Source organism: Microcystis ichthyoblabe FBCC-A1114, assembly GCF_050500245.1.
Classification (GTDB): Bacteria; Cyanobacteriota; Cyanobacteriia; order Cyanobacteriales; family Microcystaceae; genus Microcystis; species Microcystis ichthyoblabe_A.
The window spans coordinates 3,774,993-3,792,733 of record NZ_CP191408.1 but is presented as its reverse complement, the minus strand read 5'-3'; the positions used below and the strand labels follow the sequence as shown (position 1 = coordinate 3,792,733).

Sequence of the window (17,741 nt, the reverse complement as noted above, 5' to 3'; positions counted from 1 at the left end):
TATCTACTCTCGATTTTGCAACAGAATTTCTGTGTCAGAAGATATATTCATTAGAATTTAACTTTTCCGGCAGCAATCCCCTTTTTTTATGGATTTAGTCAAGCGCCTAGTTTTTATCGGTGGTGGCCATAGTCATGCGATCGCCCTTCGTCTTTGGGGGCAATCACCCCTAAAAAACGTTCAATTAACTTTAATTAGCGATGTCACCCATACCCCCTATTCGGGAATGTTACCCGGCCACATCGCCGGTTTTTATGATTTTGCCGAGACTCATATCGATTTACCTTCTCTAGCTAGGTATTCTCAAGCGCAATTCTGTTTAGACAAGGCTAATTTCATAGATACGGAAAAATGTCAAGTAATTTGTCATAATTCTTCACCGATTCCCTTTGATTATCTCTCGATCGATATCGGCAGCATTCCGGCAGTGGATAATGTTATCGGTGCTAAAGAGTACGCTATCCCCGCCAAACCCGTGCCGATTTTTCGGGAAGGATGGCAAGAAATACTCAAAAAAGCGGTTAGTAACCCTAATAATACTCTAAATATCGTCATTGTTGGTGGTGGCGCGGGCGGAGTTGAATTAGCTTTAAATATGCAGTCCCGTTTGGCCAAAATTCTCAACTCTAGCAGTAATTTGAATTTATCTCTAATTCATCGAGGAAAAAAACTCCTATCAGCCCATAATAATTGGGTCGGTCAACGTTTGGAGAATATTTTTAAACAAAGGGGAATTAGATTATATTTATCAACGGATGTGACGGCAGTGCAAGCAGACCAGATTATCTGTTCATCGGGGTTAGTTTTACCGATGGATTATACAATTTGGGTAACGGCTGCCTCGGCCCCTAGTTGGATAAAAGCGTCAGGATTACTGACAGATGAAAAAGGGTTTATTTTAGTGAATAATTATCTGCAATCTCTTTCCCATCCCCATATTTTTGCCGTGGGAGATATTGCCACGATTCCAGATTATCCCCGTCCGAAAGCGGGAGTTTTTGCCGTCCGACAAGGAAAACCCCTGTTCGATAATTTAGCAAGAATTCTGCAAAATCAGCCCCTAAAACCCTATTTTCCCCAGAAAAATTATCTGAGTTTAATCGGCACAGGAGACCAAAAAGCGATCGCATCTTGGGGCGGTTTTGGCTGGCAATCACCGTTATTATGGTTATGGAAAGATCGGATCGATCGAGCTTTTATGAGACAATTTGATAAGCTCTAGTTAATAAGTAGGTAGGTGTTAAAAATTATCAGACACCCCCCTTATCAAGGAGGGGGGATTAAGGGGGGATCAGAGGCAAAATTGCTGATTATCGTCCAATAGCACCGAGTTACTGTCAAGGCCGTTGGGAGTAAAATCTGATTTGGGAATCCCACAACCTGATAAAGTAAAAATCGTCCCGATACCTTGACTGGTTAAGGGAGAGAACGTCAATAGTTTGTTAAATAGTACATATAAACCAATGCCACGTCTTCGCTCGATTATTTCCCTAGTTTTAGTCCTAGTTACTACCCTGCTGGTTAGTTGCAGTGGTCCCCAAGCAACTATCCCCACCGTCTATAGTCCCCAAAAAATCGAACAGTTACAGGTTTACATCCAACCCATAGAAGGATTTCGCCAAAAAATGAGCGTTTTGCAAGACCTCATCGCTGACAAAAATTGGGTAGATACTCGCACCTATATCCACGGCCCTTTGGGGCAATTGCGTCAGGAAATGGTAGGATTATCCCGTAATTTACTGCCCAAAGACCAAGAAAAAGCCAAGCAGTTAGCGAAAAATCTTTTCGTTCACTTTGAACGTATCGATGCGGCAGCCAAAGAAAAAGATGCTAGTCTTGCTGCTAATCAATTCCAAGAAGCATTAAAAGACTTCGATGCTTTCTTAAATATTGTTCCTAGTTAGTTTGTATCAGTGATCGGTGATCGGTGATCACCGATCGGGCCGCAGCTAAAAAACCGATAAGTGCTATTTTGGTTTAGTTTGGACGCTGATCGGGCCATTAACCATGGTTTGACAGGCTAAACGATAATTTTCGGGTTTTTTCTTCAGACAGCGCTGCTCAAAGTCGGTTTTGACCGAGAGATTTTCCATTCCCTCGACAATTGCCACTATACAAGTACCGCACTGACCGTAACCGCCACAATTCATCAATTTACCGCTAAAAGTGTAGATATCAACGCCATTCTGGACTGCTTTCTCTCGTAAATTCGCTCCATCTGCCGCTACCACGATCTTATTCTCTTTGACGAAGTTGATGTTACCCATGACTGTATTACCCTAAATTTTTGCAAATTAATATTAAAAAATATTAAATTTTTTTGATTGTAACATTTTTGGCTCGCTCTTCTAAATATTCGGCGATGGCAATAGCGATCGCTTTTTTACCGATAAATTTCCCCAGTGCCGCTTTTGTGACCAAATAAGCCACCTGTTCCCCTTGATCGCCCTTTTCCTCACCCCTATTAGCAATGACCGCCTGATAGCCCTTTTCTAGGCGTTTGCGGGCGATTTCCAGTAACTCCTCCTGACTGACTCCCTCCTGATACTTGAAAGTCACCATCTCTAAATCGGGAAAATTTTCTCTCACCTTGTCAATCACTTTTTCCGTCGGCACAAAATTAAGATTTAACTGCCCTCCACTGGGAATCTTACCAGAAAAAGGGCTTTCTAAGCGATAATCTGCCACTGCCGCCGAAAAAATCCCAAATTTATAATCTTTACTCTCTAATTCTCCCATAACCTTCCCTAGATACTCGTCATAAGTTTCAATAATTTCGTGGGGTAAATAAGCGGGGGGTGTATAGCTGCCCCGTCCGTGGATTAACTGCACCTTGGCCCCGCGCAGGTATAATTCTTCTGCAATAGCGGCCCCTAATTGTCCAGTAAAACGATTGGTTAAACGACGAATATTATCGATAATCACGGGTGTGGGTCAACCAGTAACTAAAATCGGCCTATTTTTCAGGACAGAATTACTGAGAATCCCACAGGCTGCCACGGTAATCTCTTTTTCCCCGGGGAGATTGTGTTTACCGTAATCATCCCGGGGTGGCATAATCTCGACTCCCAAGCGATCGAGAGTTTGCAAAGATTCGCTCAGAATAGCATTATGTAAACTGCCGTGCATGGTGGGGACGAGCAGAATTTTAGTTTTTCCCTTTTCCAGTCGTCCCAAGGCCGAGGCCAAGCATGAAGTGATCACTCCGTCAGCGATTCCGTAACGAAACTTATTAATCGTGTTATAGGTAGCGGGAGCGACTAAATAAAGATCAAAGGGAGATTGATCGCTTAAATGTTCTGCTTTTGCCGTTAATTGACTAACTACGGGATTAAGCGTACTCCATTCCAAAGCTTCCTTAGTGACGTATCTTAAAGCTTCTTCCGAGACAAAAGCCACGACTGTGGCCCCGAATTTCCGCAAAGATCGGGCAATTAGCGGCGCTTTCATGGCCGCAATCCCTCCTGTCACCAGTAAAGCAATCCTTTTACCCCAGAGATGATGATTTTCTAAGGGTACTTCGCGATCGCCTAAGTCCGAATCCGTGGGAGGGGAGAAATTCCAAGTCATAAATTTGGGGAAATGGGGGAATGGGGGAATGGGGGAATGGGGGAATGGGGAAATGGGGAAATGGGGGAATTCAACTAAAAAACCCCAAAACCCCAAAACCCTAAAATCTCAATACCCAACACCTTCTAACTGATAACTGATCACTGATAACTGATTCGGTTATCCCTATTCAAGATTTGTCTATCCCTGAGCGAGAAACTCGTTATGCTAGTAAATAAAGGGTTGCTTCGGTGTTCTTATGATTGACAAAATTTTAACTAAAGTTCGATCGCTTGCCAAGCCGTTATTAGTTCTAGGATTAGTGACAACGCTGATTTTCGGTTCTATTCCCAGTGCTTTGGCGGCATCGGGGGGTAGAATGGGTGGCGGTAGTTTTCGCGCCCCTAGTCGCAGTATTAGCCCTTCTAGAGGTGGTGGTTACAGTTCCCCCGGTTACGGTGGCGGTATTGGTTTTCCCTTCCTCTTACCCTTCTTTTGGGGTGGTGGTGGCGGTGGCTTAATATCTCTGTTAATCTTTTTTGCTATTGCCAATTTCCTCGTTAATGCTTTCCGTAATGGTGGAGGCAGTGACGAGAATGGTATGACGATAGAATCCGGTTATGAAACCGTCTCCGTGGCTAAAGTACAGGTGGGTTTGTTGGCTAATGCCCGTTATCTGCAACAAGAATTAAATCAAATCGCCCTAACTGTCGATACTAGCACCTCCGAGGGACGAGTCGAAGTCTTACAAGAATCGGCCCTCGCCCTGTTACGTCATCCGGAATACTGGGTTTATGGTAACGTCGATTGCCAACAAACCAGCCTCAGCAGTGCAGAAGCGAAGTTTAATCAGTGGTCTCTTAACGAACGCGGTAAACTAACGGCGGAAACCTTAACTAATTACAATAATCAACTGCGTCAAGGTTCTCAAGAAAATATTTTACCCGAATCGGCTGGGGAATTAGCTAAAACCGCACCAGAAGGCTATATTTTGGTGACTATTTTAGCCGGCATTGTTGGTAAATTTTCTCTAGCCAAAATTAATGATTCCCAAGACTTGAAACAAGCCCTGCAACAAATTGGTAGTATGGGAGGCGATCGACTTTTAGCGGTAGAAGTGATTTGGACCCCCCAAAGCGAGGGTGATATTCTCAGTCAAGATGACATTCTCGCCAATTATCCCGATCTGAAATTAGTGTAATTTGTCGGGGAATAACTCTAGATATTAGCTAAAATCTCCCTTATTACGGGGAGATTTTTTGATTAGGGTTTGCTAAAAAAATCAATTGGCCGGTGATGGGGTGAGTTTCGTAGGTTAGTCCCTCGGAAGGAAACCTAACAACTCCACCGATTATGGCTAAATCCTGTTAAAAGGCATAGAAGAGCAGGGAGCAGCGAAAAACAATTCATAACTTGGCAGTCAATCATACTATAGCGGTTCTCGCATCTGTGCGGCACACTTAAACCTTTGCTGATTAACCTGTTCAGGATCGGGAATGTACCTCTTGTGAATCAGAAACGCTATATTAAAAACGGATTTGGTATTAGACATCTCCAAAATTTAGGCCAGATTGAGGTTAATTTCTGGAAATGTCTATTATACTGCAAGGGAATCAGGAACCGCCCAAGATCCATTGGGTCGCTACCTCAGTCTCCCCCCAAGGGAACTGCCTGACTTCAGCTGAGACAAAGTGGGAAGCCAGACTTTCGATCAGTTTAACCAGAGTGGAATCAGTCACCACTGCAACTTTACTGACGTACTTGTGATGGTCGCGTATGAGCTGGAAATGGGCGACCAAGGCACCAAAACTATCCCAACCAGTGAACTCGGGAACTTCAATGATCACGCCAGCAAGGCCACCAGTGGCTTCAATGTGGGGATCCACTGCCTCTGCAATCTTGACAAAATCTTCTGCCGCAAGTGCAGATGTAGGTCGCATACAGAGAATGCTATGCGCCGCGTCTAAATTATAATCTATCATAGTTTGCCTCTCCCAAATGGTCGAAGTCTAACTCTATGCTATCACAAATAGACGGTTTCACCAGAATTACTAGACGAGCTATAACCTCGACATTATGGAAGACGATATTAAGCATGAGAAGCGGTAAAACAGTGGAAAACACCAGAAACTCCTTACTTCTGTGAATCACTGTCTTATGGCGAAAGGAGAAACAGCACTCTAGAAAAGAGTTCTGGTATCATTTATAGACATCGCCGCGAGGTTTAATAGTTGTAATGACCTATAGATTGTTATCTCTATCTTCAAAAAATCACACTCGATATTTATCTACTCGCAATCTTAGTTCATCTCTTCCGTAAAGGGGTTTAATATCTAATTTTGTAGAATCCGAAATCAAAGTATCTAAAGCTTCAAGAATAGGAATTTGATCATTTTTAGGCATCCTTTCTAAGGAGCGTTCTGCTTGTCTGAGTAGAATATAATTAGCCAAGTCTATCTCCAAATAATTTGTATTTTAATTCTGTTGAAGTGATTCCAGTATCTCGACTGAAAGGAAGAGCCAATATTTTCCTAAAAACGGCGGGTTTTATCGATTCCGTAGAGGATTCCCGTCACCACGGAAGAGAGAATTAATAACAAAATTAATCCTCCGGGTAAAAAGGATAATATTCCCATGCCGCGTAATACATAAACTAACACAGTCACCAATAGGAAACTGAAAAAAAGAGACTTTAAATAACTAGAATTTGAGCGCATTTACTTAGATTAACAGGTCTTCTTGAGTTAAGTTTGACTTTTCGGCAATCATTGCTAGGATTTTTTCTTCCCTTTTTCCGTTACTGATAGATTCCAGTAACCGGCGATTGAGAATAATTTTTTCCCCGTTGGATAAGATTAAAATAATCCCTCGGTAATTAGACCCTAAAAAGCCATTGTAATCTTCTATCTTTGCCTCAACAATTCTCTTTAGAAGATAATCGCTTTCACTTCTAAAAATTAAATGTTGTCGCCTACGGGTTAGGGTGGCGGTACCCTGATTAAAGACATAACTCTCCCAATAGCTGGCATCATAAAATAACAATAGACCAGAGAATAAGCATAACATACCCCAGAGATAATAGGGATAATTATGATGCTGTTCTAGCAGTGCTGACAAGGTATCTAGGGGACTTTTGGCAATAATTTCCTGAGCTTGATATCTATTCACAAAATTCTCAAATCGAGTTTTAAAATCACTAGCTGACTGCACATCTAGAAAATTCTCGATGTAGAGATGGTTATTTCTTCCGACCAATAAAACCGCGTTATTAACAGTTTTTTCCTGCTCAACACTGATAAAAACTTCCTGATAGACAGCCGTAGCTTTAATGTGAGTTAAAGAAAAATTTTCCCGACTAGAAATAGGAAAATTATACTCTTGGACATATTGACAATCTATCCTTTTTGTACCTAACCGAATGCAGTCGAGATAAGCGCGCTGGGAAAAAACTACATAGGCTAAAAACAGAAAAGGAAACCCAGCCAGAAAAAAACCCAGAAAAGGACGATATTTAGGAGCTTTATTCTCTAATAAGAGTGTAGTCAGCGTTTTTTGCTTAACTCGCATAGGAAACCCTACAGGTACTTTGTTCTAATTGTACTACAGCCTTTCGGCATCCTTCTCAGGATCGATTTATTTAATCTGCTGACCGGGAAAATTGTAATGATTATTCACGAAAATCTGACATCGGTCTCTAGACTGGCTCTATCTTGACCTTTTTTATCTGGATTTGGCACGGTAAAACCCTGTTTATCGAGTTTTTGTAAAGCTTTGGCGGTTTTTTGTTTATTGTTTGCATTTAAATTAAATATATAAATAAAACTGTTTTTATAAGTTTTTGTCGATTTCAGAGACTTTATAGGCTGTAAAAAATTGTTAATCTAATTTTTAAGCTTTTATTCTCACTCTAGCTATAGCAGATAAAAATTGAGCCTCTTGCCAAGGGGTGGGGAGATGGTCAATAATTGCGATCAAAGCACTGATAAACAAACTCACCATTCAAGCGTACATTTAGGAGAACTTCCATGCCTTTAACACTCGCAGTCTACGGAAAAGGTGGCATCGGTAAATCGACAACAAGCTGTAATATTTCGGCTGCTTTAGCCAAAAGAGGCAAAAAAGTCCTACAAATAGGCTGTGACCCCAAGCATGATAGCACTTTCACCCTGACAGGCTTTCTTATTCCCACAATCATCGATACCCTACAAGAAAAAGATTTTCACTACGAAGACATCTGGCCTGAAGACGTTATCTATGAAGGTTACGGTGGAGTCAAATGTGTGGAAGCGGGTGGACACCCGGCCGGTGCTGGTTGTGGCGGTTACGTCGTCGGAGAAACGGTGAAATTATTAAAAGAATTGAACGCTTTTGATGAATTTGACGTGATTTTGTTTGATGTTTTGGGGGATGTGGTCTGTGGAGGATTTGCCGCACCCTTAAATTACGCCGATTACTGCATAATTGTCACAGATAACGGCTTTGATGCTCTTTTTGCCGCCAATCGCATCGCCGCTTCCGTCCGGGAAAAAGCGCGCACCCATCCCCTGCGACTAGCCGGATTAATTGGTAATCGCACCTCAAAACGCGATTTAATTAATAAATATGTGGATCATGTTCCCATGCCAGTGTTAGAAGTTTTACCCTTAATTGAAGATATTCGCGTCTCCAGAGTTAAAGGTCAAACTCTCTTTGAAATGGCCGACAAAGATCCGATGTTAAGTTACGTTTGTGACTATTATCTCAACATTGCCGATCAGATTTTAGCCAAACCAGAAGGAGTTATTCCCAAAGAATCTGCCGACCGGGAATTATTCACTTTATTATCGGATTTCTATCTTAATGCCGATAAACCGAAAGTTAACGCCGAGGCGGAATTAGATCTAATGATGGTTTAGATTATTTTGTAGGGTGGGTTAGGGACAGCGTAACCCACCAATAACCACCAATAATCACCAATAAACTCTTTTTCTGGGTGGGTTACGGCGAAGAATTAACTTATTAGTTAATAGCCTAACTTATCGTCACCTAACCCACCCTACCCACGAATTTTATCGAGGACTTGATAATGATCATTTTTTCCTCTCATTGGGAATTCTAATAGGGAAAACATCATTATTTAGCCAAGGGGACAAAATGAGCAACTTTGAGGAATTAAAAGCCACCTTACCGCGGCGATGGTTAGATTACTACCAAAATAATCAAGCTTGGATTAAGTCTTTAATGGATTCTAGAGGCTGGTGGCGAAAAACTCCCGACGGTGGTAAACGTCCCAGTGCTGACATAATTATAGCGGCAGCAACAGCCTTAGAACCTAAGTTATCAGTGTGGATGTATCCCTTTTGTCAACTTAGTTCCGATGGGGACAAACTGGTAGAAGTCTTAGGACTAAATTTTGATTCTGAAAAAAAGGAGTTGGAAAAATCGGAAAAAGAATTACTGATTTCTAATTCGCACACTGAATATCTCAACGGATTCCGAGAAAAACAATTATCAGTCGAAAAAAACAAAGTAATTATTTTTGAGGAATTGCTAAAAATCTTACCAGATAAATGGTTAGATTACTACCAAAACAATCAACCGTGGATTAAGTCTTTAATGGATTCTAAAGATTCGTGGCGAAAAACTCCCGACGGTGGTAAACGTCCTAGTGCTGACATCATTATAGGTGCAATGACCGTTTTAGAATCTCAATTATCAGTGTGGATGTATCCCTTTTGTCAGCTTAGTTCCGATGGAAACAAACTTCTAGAAGTTTTAGGATTAAATTTTGATCCTGAGAAAAAACGACTAGAAAAGAAAGAAAGAGAATTAAGTAATTCTTTATATCCTACTGAGGATCCTGTACTGCAAAAAATCCGCCAAGAGTTACAACAAGAAAACCTAAATAAACCAAGTTAAAGGAGAACCAAAAAACATGACTGCCACTCAAGAACCGAGCGCTTTACAATTTGATTGTGAAACCGGCAACTATCACACCTTTTGTCCGATTAGCTGTGTTGCTTGGTTATACCAAAAAATCGAAGATAGTTTCTTCCTTGTTATCGGCACAAAAACCTGTGGTTACTTCCTGCAAAATGCTATGGGGGTGATGATTTTCGCCGAACCACGTTATGCTATGGCCGAATTAGAAGAAGGGGATATTTCCGCTCAACTAAAAGACTACGAAGAACTAAAACGCCTCTGCTTACAAATTAAACGAGATAGAAACCCTAGCGTTATCGTTTTTATTGGTACTTGTACCACCGAAATTATCAAAATGGACTTAGAAGGATTAGCACCGAAACTAGAGTCAGAAATCGGTATTCCTATCGTGACAGCACGCGCTAATGGTTTAGATTATGCCTTTACCCAAGGCGAAGATACCGTCCTCGCTTCCATGGTGCATAAATGTCCCGAAAAAGTTAAGCATGAAGATGAAAAAGAAGAACGGAATGCCATCCAGAAACTCTTAACTTTTGGACGTAAAAAAGAAGAAATTAAACAGGAAGAATCGGAATATAAAGACCATCATCCTTTAGTTTTATTTGGTTCTGTTCCCGACCCAATTGTGACTAATTTAACCCTAGAATTAAAAAAACAAGGAATTAAAATAGATGGTTGGTTGCCGGCCAAACGTTTTACTGAATTACCGGTAATTGAAGAAGGTTATTATGTGGCTGGTGTCAATCCTTTTCTATCACGAACTGCCACCACTTTAATGCGTCGTCGTAAGTGTAAATTAATTGGCGCACCCTTTCCCATCGGTCCGGATGGAACCCGCGCTTGGATAGAAAAAATCTGTTCGGTTTTGGGAGTACAACCGCAGGGATTAGAAGAAAGAGAGGCAAAAATTTGGGAAAGTTTAGAGGATTATCTGCAACTTGTGCGCGGTAAATCGGTCTTCTTTATGGGGGATAATTTACTAGAAATTTCTCTGGCACGTTTCCTAATTCGCTGTGGGATGACTTGTGATGAAATCGGTATTCCCTACATGGATAAACGCTACCAAGCGGCCGAATTAGCATTACTAGAAAAAACCTGTAATGATATGGGTGTCCCCATCCCGAAAATTATTGAAAAACCTGATAACTACAATCAGATTCAGCGCATTTACGAGTTAAAACCTGATTTAGTAATTACAGGAATGGCCCATGCAAATCCCTTAGAAGCGCGGGGAATTAACACTAAATGGTCGGTAGAATTTACTTTTGCTCAAATTCATGGTTTTACCAATGCGCGAGATATTTTAGAGTTAGCTACCCGTCCCCTGCGTCGCAACAATAACCTCAAGGAATTGGGTTGGGATAAGTTAGTTAAAGAGTCAGCAAAAGTGTAATTCTGTTGTCAAAAGTGTACAATCATCAGGTAAGGAAAATCAATTCCTTACCTTTTTTCTGTATTTAGTTCACTTCAATGTCCAATAACTTATCTCACCAAAAACCCTATCATCTCAACTTTAGCAGTGAGGATTTAGGCACAGTAAAACCGACTATCACCCTATTATCGGGGGAACCAGAACGCTCGCGCTATATTGCTGAAACTTATTTACAAAATGCACGTTTACTATCGGATTATCGCGGATTAAATAGTTATCTTGGCTATCTAGATAATTCTACCCCAATTCTTCTGGCTACCAGTGGCATGGGTGCGCCATCTTTGAGTATTGTGGTTAATGAATTAATACAGGTGGGAATTAAAACTATTATTCGTATCGGTACTTGTGGCGCAATTCAAAATAGAATAAAAATCGGTGATATTATTATCTCGCAAGCGGCTTTATGTAGGCAAGGTGCAGCTAATGATATTGCTCCTCCGGAATATCCCGCAGTGGCGGATCCTTTTTTGACAGTTGCTCTAGTCAAATCGGCTCAATTTTTGGGAGTAAATTATCATGTAGGTATTACCGCTTCTGTGGATAGTTTTTATGAAGGACAGGAAAGAATCCTGTCTTCTGCTAACCCTTATCTTCAGCGTCACTTAGAGGGAATTACGGAAGAATATCGACGTTTAAATATTCTCAATTATGAAATGGAAGCGGGAACTTTATTTAAAATGGCGGGGGTTTATGGATTTACTGCCGCTTGTATTTGTGCTGTGATTGCCGAAAGAAGCAAAGAGGAAGGGATTAGTTTAGAAAGCAAACAACAGGCTATCGAAAAAGCGATTCAGGTGGCAATATTGACCGTTAGCAACCTCTCCCCATCCTCAATTGATTAATGTTCAGAAATCATCTTCATTAAGACTTCCTCTTTTTCCTGACTTTCGGGATAACAGGAGATAAGTTTAGCGCGTAATTCCTGGGACAAAATAATTGATCGCCTTGTATAATTAGGGTACATTAATTTGCTCAAAAAAGTGTATTTTTTGGCGAATATGTAATAATTTTTGACAAAAGTAAATTCTCACCCCAAAAAATTCGCTTATTCTTAGTCTTCTAAGCTAATTTTGACCGGATTAACTTGTCATCGGTAAAGTCAAAACCTTTAGCGACGAGACGATTATAAGGTGAGATAATGGGAAAAAATTGGTTTTAGCTTTAAGAATCATATTATGTCAGACGCAACGCAGTTAACACCGGAAAAAATTGCTCAGTACCGTATTCAATTTGCGGACAATGAGAACGCTTTAATTGCACTTGATGTTATTGAGGAATGGGAGGGAGATTTAGCAGATGCTGCTGAGTCTATTGCCACTCGTAACGGGATTGAAGGGGTAGAAGATAATGCTGATTTTCGTTGGTTTGTTATTGTTCTTAATAAATGTCGGGATTCTATTTGTCAACCGAAGTTGCGAGAAAAATATTTACCCGCACTTATCCCTACTTTAACAGGTATTATTGTAGGATATTTGATGTGTCCTCCGCAAGTCGCGGGAATTTTATCTGCTATAGTTGCTGTTTATATTCAGGATCAAGGACTGGATAAATTTTGTCAAAATTATCCTGATTCTTAAATCAAAGTGATCCCCCCCAACACCCCTTAAAAAGGGGGGAGAATACCTCAACTTAATTGTATTCTCAAGGAACAATAGATTAAACTCCTGTTGCGATAAATGCCGTCCAATAATAGGGATTGGCAAAGGGATAGGGTTCACGTTTAACCGCAGCTTCTAATAAGTCTTGGAATTTTCTTCTATCCCGTTTACTTTCAAAGACTCGATCAAGTAATTGCTGGAATTTTTGACTATTTTTAATTCTGGCTAATTTTTTACTGTTCAATGTTCTTAACCAAGTTTGAGTATGATTTAAAACAATAGCGATACTTCCTTCATCTCGGATAGAAATTCGTTTAAGATCGTGATAAAATTTAGTCATAAATAACGTAGTTGCTAGGGGATCTACTGTCCAAAGGGTACTAACTACACTAGAACTACCTGCAAATAGAAAACCACTCGGTAAACCTACATATTCATCACTAATACTATTAGCATTACTTTCGATTATACCACTTTCATCACAAAACAAAGTTGCTAAACGGCATTGTCTTAAATCAAATTTTTCAAAGACTTCTGCTAGGGTTAGGTTAGCTGATTCTCCTAAGTTACCATCTGGATCTGCTAACATTAAAGCGGAATCTCTAGGGGATTCATTATCAAATTTACCATGACAAGAAAAGTGAATACAATGAGATGCTTGTAATTCTTGACGACGGTTTTCTAGAGTTTGTTCTGATGCTTCTGATTCACCAATAATAATAGTTTTTTCAGCAGCAAATCCTTGACTAATTCTCTCGATTTCTAGATTTGCTCCTAAGAGAGGTTTTAGGTCTTTTCTGGTGGGATTTTTAATAGCAAAAAGACGATCAAATTTTTCACGCCGTGATGATTTTACCAGTTTTAAAAGTTGGCAATTGGGAACGTATCCTACACCATCAGAAAAGCGTTGATAAAGAAATTGTCCATTTTTTAGGGGTAAACAATGAAGGGGAATAATATGTAAAAACCAATGGGGAATTAGGATGAGACGATCGCAGGATTTAGGAATCAGTTCTAAAAGTTCATCAATGTGGAGAATTTCTGACAGTTGATTTAAACAAGAATTAAGATTTTTAATCCACTCGGTTTTATTATTTTCATAAGCGTCACGATAATCTTTAATAAAATCAATCAATTTTCCTCGATCTTCTGCTGAAGATTGCCAAACTTTAACCCCTTTTACCTCACTATTCCCCCCTTTTGAAGGGGGGTTAGGGGGGATCAAACCTTTTGAAGGGGGGTTAGGGGGGATCAAACCCTCATTAGTAACAATAAACGCCATAATACTATCCCCTGCAATATACCATTCTAAGATGGCAGTATCTTGATCAATTAAGGATTGAATGTCACTTAGAGGAATGCTTTCAACCTTTTGAGTTAAGCTAAAAGTGGGGTCTATGGTGGTTATTTCACGGTCAATGAGTTGATTTAATTCTTGTTTTAATTGATTGAGGTGAGTATAGTCATTTAAGATGGGTTGTTTTTGTTCATCTAGGGTTAAAATTCCTCCCCGATTGCGGGTTTGTTCTTGGATGGCTAACCGTTGTTCTTCCCCAATAATGGCACGACGGAGGCGATCTAATTCGGTAATAATAGTTTGGGGGATATTACCTTTAGGATAGATATCTCGATCGGTAAGCAATTGGACTAGATAGCGGTTTTTACTACGTTCAACGTATTCTAAGGCGCGATCTGGTTGATTGAGGTTGAGATAGGATTTAACAATGCCATGATAAACATCCATTGCATCGGAGAGGATTTCTTGTTGTCGTTGGGGGTTTAATGCTTCTAGTAGGGTTATTTCTGACGCTTCGATGGCTAAATTGTAGCCTTTGATAGCGGTTTCCCAGTCTTCGATTAGGTTAGCAGCATTCCCTAAGTTTCGTCCTGTTTGTAAACAGTCTATAGGATAAGCAGTCGGGGTTATTACTTCTAAAGACTGGTTTAAAGCAACAATAGCTAACTCTAAATTTTCTGCCTTTTCCCCTCTGATACGATCACTATAAGCATTGCCCAGATTATTTTGTGTCATTGCCCATTCATAAGGAAAGCTATCGCGGGTATATACTTCTAATGACAGGTTATAAGCAACAATAGCTAACTCTAAATTTTCTGCCTTTTCCCCTCTGATACGATCACTATAAGCATTGCCCAGATTATTTTGTGTCATTGCCCATTCATAAGGAAAGCTATCACGGGTATATACTTCTAATGACAGGTTATAAGCAACAATAGCTAACTCTAAATTATCCGCTCTTTCCTCTCTGATGCGCTTATTATAAGCATTCCCCAGATTATTTTGTGTTCCTGCCCATTGTTCAGGAAAGCTATCACGAGTATATACTTCTAATGACAGGTTATAAGCAACAATAGCTAACTCTAAATTTTCTGCCTTTTCCCCTCTGATACGATCACTATAAGCATTGCCCAGATTATTTTGTGTCATTGCCCATTGTTCAGGAAAGCTATCACGAGTATATACTTCTAATGACAGGTTATAAGCAACAATAGCTAACTCTAAATTTTCTGCCTTTTCCCCTCTGATACGATCACTATAAGCATTGCCCAGATTATTTTGTGTCATTGCCCATTGTTCAGGAAAGCTATCACGGGTATATACTTCTAAAGACTGGTTATAAGCAACAATAGCTAACTCTAAATTATCCGCTCTTTCCCCTCTGATGCGATTACTATAAGCAACCCCCAGATTATTTTGTGTCATTGCCCATTCAGAAGGAAAGCTATCACGGGTATATACTTCTAAAGCAGAATTAAAACAAGAGATCGCCCTTTCTAAATTATCAGCTTTACTGCCTTGATTCTTGTCAAGATAAACATTACCTAAACTATTTTGAATTTTAGCCCATTTTTGAGAAAAATTTTGCTCAGAATAAACATTCAAAACCTGTTGATAAATTGTTTCTGCTTCCTCATATTTCTTTAATTTCTTATATACATAACCCAAGGTCTCAAGAGTGGCTACTTTTGTCGGTTCTAATGATGTTATTTGATTACTTAAATTCCAAGCTTCTAGCAAAGATTCTTCCGCTTTTTGTAACTCTCCTCTACGGTAATAAGCAACCCCTAATTGCTGTAAAGTTGTTATCATCATAGATATATTTTTTTCTGCTGAATACTCTGCAAATAATCTAGTTAATAGATCAATTCTTGCTTGAGTTTCTGATACTCCATCTCGTTCAAGAACCCGAGCAAAATTCACAAATTGACGATCAATATTTTTTTCTTCTGGTAGAGATTCAAACTTAAAAATACCTGATTTCCAAGCCCAAAAATCAGGGGCAAATCTAGCAAATCTAGTAATAGTATCGTTTTGTAAACAAAATAATATGGGATAAGGAACATCATAAGTAAAAGCGTCTCTAACAAAATTGAGATTTTGTAAAATAGGGGGATAATCCTTAAATCCGATAGAATTTTCTAATCCTTTGATAATTAACACTTGCTTTTTATCTTCTAAAGGGGGATTTTTAGATAAATAGTTTAAAATTTCATCTAATAAAAAACGCACCTGAGAATCATCTATATTTAAAACAATAAATTGTATATTTTGACATTGAGAATTATTCATTAAACTCTCAACTATCCAGTTAGCTTCCTCATTGCGGTTAACTTCAATAAAGCCAATAGTTAATCCTTCGGCAAAATCAATAAAAGTTAGTAACTCAGCTAATCTCTGCTGATTTTTTACTAAAAATAAACGATGATTAGAAATAGAGAAAGATTTAGTTTCTAACATTTTTTAATACCTTTTTAAAAGCTTGAATAGATTCAACAACTGGATTGATATAGTTCCATCTATCATTACCATTATATTCTAAGGCAGAAGTATTAAATAACATAAGTTGTCCAATTTGATTGTTATTAATTTCCTTGTTTAAATAGACATTTACTAAATGAGTATAATGCTCATCAGGAATGACTCTTTCAAAATCAAATTGTACTTGTTTAATGGCAGTTTGTACGTCTTCACTATCAATTTTAGAGCCGCCTTTTGCATTTGCTGAAGTAATAGCAGTTCTCATCATTTGCATTAGTTGTCTAACATGACCGCCACTAGCTTTAGCTAAACTTAATAAATCATCGTAATTAGCAAAAATATCCTGAACATTAACCCTAACTTCAATTAATTTAGCAACAGCTTTTAAGGCTTCTTCTTGATAGTCTAAATCGGGCTTATTTCTTTGTAAATTGTAGATATTGATCATCGGGACAATATTAGAGTTCTCGAAAAAATTATTGACTTTTTTAGCTGAATAGATTGTAGAAATTGGCACAGTATAAATAATATTGCATCCCAAGGCTTGTAACTGTGCTGCATAATCGAAAAATAAATGATCGCCTACTTCTGGTGTTACTCGATCTAAATTGTCGAATATTACTAAAAATCCTTGATATTGAGGAAATTTTTGCTGTAATTTTCTAAACCCATCATCTAGTAAAAAATTTACATCAGCTTGTAAGCGAGAAATATCTTGTTCCAAGGTTTGACGAATTGTTTTTTTACGTTTATCAGACCCTTTAATTTGTGCTAATAATTTCACTAATAATTTAGCTACAAAAGGAATAGGAAAGGGAGAGGAACTAACATCTAAAGTTCCCGACATACTCACAGACTTCTCAACGGTTTCCTCTGTTTCTTCTGTGATATCTTTAAACCAAGCTTCAAAATTACCCAGAAGTTCATCATCAAACTTAATTCCTCGTTGTCTGAGTTCATATTCAATTTGCTTAATTAATACTAAATATAAGTCTATATAACGCGCATCTTCAATGTCAATTTCCCGATCAGCTTCTAAATAAATAATAAAATATTTTTCTTGCCATCTTTCCTGAATTCGCCTTAATTCTGTGCTTTTTCCACAGCCACGATGACCTGTAAATAAAATTGTTGTAAATTTTTCAGGTTCTTGAAATTCAAGAATTGTATCAACTTGACCTATAGCTTTGGTATTGCGAACTTTTGATAAATCAACATAATATCGTTTCATAGCTTCACCCCTTAGAGGATCAAGATTACAAACTCGGTAAGCTTCTTTGAGATTTTTGGCAAGATTAGTTTTGGTCATAGTCATTGAACAATATTATCTGAATAATCATAATTAATTATATTATAGCTTTTCAAAAAATACAATCTCCCTAAATCCAGTATCAGGGGGAACGCATCTTATTTTTGAAAGGTAGGCTGGATAAGGGTTTTCGAGATCATGGTTGATTTTTTC

General features: G+C 38.9%; 16 protein-coding genes and 1 pseudogene. 8 read left to right on the top strand and 9 right to left on the bottom strand.

The window, feature by feature from the left end; all coding sequences use genetic code 11:
• Positions 1–88 precede the first annotated feature (88 nt).
• Together ACQY1Y_RS18355 and psbQ are read left to right on the top strand one after the other, a co-directional pair.
• Positions 89–1,222 carry an FAD-dependent oxidoreductase gene (locus ACQY1Y_RS18355; RefSeq protein ID WP_149107473.1) on the top strand — a complete coding sequence of 378 codons (1,134 nt, stop codon included), beginning with the start codon at positions 89–91 and terminating at the stop codon, positions 1,220–1,222.
• Between the two features lie 241 nt (positions 1,223–1,463).
• Positions 1,464–1,904, top strand: coding sequence for a photosystem II protein PsbQ (gene psbQ / locus ACQY1Y_RS18350; RefSeq protein ID WP_002737745.1), 441 nt, complete (start codon positions 1,464–1,466; stop codon positions 1,902–1,904).
• A gap of 63 nt (positions 1,905–1,967) precedes the next feature.
• Here psbQ and ACQY1Y_RS18345 read toward each other — a convergent pair whose 3' ends face one another.
• Both ACQY1Y_RS18345 and ACQY1Y_RS18340 read right to left on the bottom strand, forming a co-directional pair.
• On the bottom strand, positions 1,968–2,267 hold the full coding sequence (locus ACQY1Y_RS18345) for a 2Fe-2S iron-sulfur cluster-binding protein (RefSeq protein ID WP_430013303.1): 300 nt from the start codon (positions 2,265–2,267) through the stop codon (positions 1,968–1,970).
• A 43-nt stretch (positions 2,268–2,310) separates the two neighbouring features.
• Positions 2,311–3,600, bottom strand: a pseudogene (locus ACQY1Y_RS18340) (phosphopantothenoylcysteine decarboxylase).
• Positions 3,601–3,808: 208 nt separating this feature from the next.
• On the opposite strand from ACQY1Y_RS18340, the gene ACQY1Y_RS18335 reads away from it, so the two are divergent.
• Positions 3,809–4,750 carry a DUF1517 domain-containing protein gene (locus tag ACQY1Y_RS18335; RefSeq protein WP_430013302.1) on the top strand — a complete coding sequence of 314 codons (942 nt, stop codon included), beginning with the start codon at positions 3,809–3,811 and terminating at the stop codon, positions 4,748–4,750.
• A 412-nt stretch (positions 4,751–5,162) separates the two neighbouring features.
• On the opposite strand, the gene ACQY1Y_RS18330 is transcribed toward ACQY1Y_RS18335, so the two are convergent.
• The 4 genes from ACQY1Y_RS18330 to ACQY1Y_RS18315 form a co-directional block, all read right to left on the bottom strand.
• On the bottom strand, positions 5,163–5,531 hold the full coding sequence (locus tag ACQY1Y_RS18330; RefSeq protein WP_002738247.1) for an STAS/SEC14 domain-containing protein: 369 nt from the start codon (positions 5,529–5,531) through the stop codon (positions 5,163–5,165).
• Positions 5,532–5,820: 289 nt separating this feature from the next.
• Positions 5,821–6,000, bottom strand: coding sequence for a type II toxin-antitoxin system RelE family toxin (locus ACQY1Y_RS18325; protein WP_002773272.1), 180 nt, complete (start codon positions 5,998–6,000; stop codon positions 5,821–5,823).
• 80 nt (positions 6,001–6,080) lie between these two features.
• Positions 6,081–6,266, bottom strand: a complete 186-nt coding sequence (locus ACQY1Y_RS18320) for a hypothetical protein (protein WP_002751529.1) — start codon at positions 6,264–6,266, stop codon at positions 6,081–6,083.
• A gap of 4 nt (positions 6,267–6,270) precedes the next feature.
• Positions 6,271–7,116 (bottom strand): hypothetical protein, encoded by an 846-nt coding sequence (locus tag ACQY1Y_RS18315; protein WP_430013301.1) that lies wholly within the window; start codon positions 7,114–7,116, stop codon positions 6,271–6,273.
• Positions 7,117–7,574: 458 nt separating this feature from the next.
• Between ACQY1Y_RS18315 and bchL the strand changes: the two genes are divergently transcribed.
• From bchL to ACQY1Y_RS18295, 4 genes are all read left to right on the top strand, one after another.
• The gene (gene bchL, locus ACQY1Y_RS18310) at positions 7,575–8,444 is read left to right on the top strand and encodes a ferredoxin:protochlorophyllide reductase (ATP-dependent) iron-sulfur ATP-binding protein (protein ID WP_430013300.1); all 870 of its coding nucleotides are present in this window, start codon (positions 7,575–7,577) and stop codon (positions 8,442–8,444) included.
• Positions 8,445–8,682: 238 nt separating this feature from the next.
• The gene (locus tag ACQY1Y_RS18305; protein ID WP_103112656.1) at positions 8,683–9,447 is read left to right on the top strand and encodes a DUF5331 domain-containing protein; all 765 of its coding nucleotides are present in this window, start codon (positions 8,683–8,685) and stop codon (positions 9,445–9,447) included.
• 16 nt (positions 9,448–9,463) lie between these two features.
• On the top strand, positions 9,464–10,864 hold the full coding sequence (locus ACQY1Y_RS18300) for a ferredoxin:protochlorophyllide reductase (ATP-dependent) subunit N (RefSeq protein ID WP_002773285.1): 1,401 nt from the start codon (positions 9,464–9,466) through the stop codon (positions 10,862–10,864).
• Between the two features lie 77 nt (positions 10,865–10,941).
• The gene (locus ACQY1Y_RS18295) at positions 10,942–11,745 is read left to right on the top strand and encodes a nucleoside phosphorylase (protein ID WP_430013299.1); all 804 of its coding nucleotides are present in this window, start codon (positions 10,942–10,944) and stop codon (positions 11,743–11,745) included.
• Here the strand turns inward: ACQY1Y_RS18295 and ACQY1Y_RS18290 are convergent.
• Positions 11,742–11,867, bottom strand: coding sequence for a hypothetical protein (locus ACQY1Y_RS18290; RefSeq protein WP_256377565.1), 126 nt, complete (start codon positions 11,865–11,867; stop codon positions 11,742–11,744). The genes ACQY1Y_RS18295 and ACQY1Y_RS18290 overlap by 4 nt on opposite strands.
• A gap of 211 nt (positions 11,868–12,078) precedes the next feature.
• Here ACQY1Y_RS18290 and ACQY1Y_RS18285 point away from each other — a divergent pair, with 211 nt between their 5' ends.
• Complete coding sequence (locus ACQY1Y_RS18285; protein WP_008206040.1) at positions 12,079–12,480, top strand: hypothetical protein; 402 nt, start codon at positions 12,079–12,081, stop codon at positions 12,478–12,480.
• Between the two features lie 79 nt (positions 12,481–12,559).
• Here ACQY1Y_RS18285 and ACQY1Y_RS18280 read toward each other — a convergent pair whose 3' ends face one another.
• The gene (locus ACQY1Y_RS18280; RefSeq protein WP_430013298.1) at positions 12,560–16,258 is read right to left on the bottom strand and encodes a CHAT domain-containing protein; all 3,699 of its coding nucleotides are present in this window, start codon (positions 16,256–16,258) and stop codon (positions 12,560–12,562) included.
• Entirely contained in the window at positions 16,245–17,594 is a 1,350-nt protein-coding gene (locus ACQY1Y_RS18275) for an AAA family ATPase (protein ID WP_002800942.1), read from the bottom strand. Before ACQY1Y_RS18275 ends, ACQY1Y_RS18280 begins: the two co-directional genes overlap by 14 nt.
• Between the last annotated feature and the right edge of the window lie 147 nt (positions 17,595–17,741).

Bases quoted from the DNA above. Each gene is read 5' to 3' on its own strand.
- ACQY1Y_RS18275 (WP_002800942.1), bottom strand. From the start codon at position 17,594: ATGACTATGACCAAAACTAATCTTGCCAAAAATCTCAAAGAAGCTTAC.
- ACQY1Y_RS18300 (WP_002773285.1), top strand. From the start codon at position 9,464: ATGACTGCCACTCAAGAACCGAGCGCTTTACAATTTGATTGTGAAACC.
- ACQY1Y_RS18290 (WP_256377565.1), bottom strand. From the start codon at position 11,867: ATGTACCCTAATTATACAAGGCGATCAATTATTTTGTCCCAGGAATTA.
- ACQY1Y_RS18335 (WP_430013302.1), top strand. From the start codon at position 3,809: ATGATTGACAAAATTTTAACTAAAGTTCGATCGCTTGCCAAGCCGTTA.
- ACQY1Y_RS18315 (WP_430013301.1), bottom strand. From the start codon at position 7,116: ATGCGAGTTAAGCAAAAAACGCTGACTACACTCTTATTAGAGAATAAA.
- bchL (WP_430013300.1), top strand. From the start codon at position 7,575: ATGCCTTTAACACTCGCAGTCTACGGAAAAGGTGGCATCGGTAAATCG.
- ACQY1Y_RS18345 (WP_430013303.1), bottom strand. From the start codon at position 2,267: ATGGGTAACATCAACTTCGTCAAAGAGAATAAGATCGTGGTAGCGGCA.
- ACQY1Y_RS18285 (WP_008206040.1), top strand. From the start codon at position 12,079: ATGTCAGACGCAACGCAGTTAACACCGGAAAAAATTGCTCAGTACCGT.
- ACQY1Y_RS18295 (WP_430013299.1), top strand. From the start codon at position 10,942: ATGTCCAATAACTTATCTCACCAAAAACCCTATCATCTCAACTTTAGC.
- ACQY1Y_RS18355 (WP_149107473.1), top strand. From the start codon at position 89: ATGGATTTAGTCAAGCGCCTAGTTTTTATCGGTGGTGGCCATAGTCAT.
- psbQ (WP_002737745.1), top strand. From the start codon at position 1,464: ATGCCACGTCTTCGCTCGATTATTTCCCTAGTTTTAGTCCTAGTTACT.
- ACQY1Y_RS18305 (WP_103112656.1), top strand. From the start codon at position 8,683: ATGAGCAACTTTGAGGAATTAAAAGCCACCTTACCGCGGCGATGGTTA.
- ACQY1Y_RS18330 (WP_002738247.1), bottom strand. From the start codon at position 5,531: ATGATAGATTATAATTTAGACGCGGCGCATAGCATTCTCTGTATGCGA.
- ACQY1Y_RS18320 (WP_002751529.1), bottom strand. From the start codon at position 6,266: ATGCGCTCAAATTCTAGTTATTTAAAGTCTCTTTTTTTCAGTTTCCTA.
- ACQY1Y_RS18280 (WP_430013298.1), bottom strand. From the start codon at position 16,258: ATGTTAGAAACTAAATCTTTCTCTATTTCTAATCATCGTTTATTTTTA.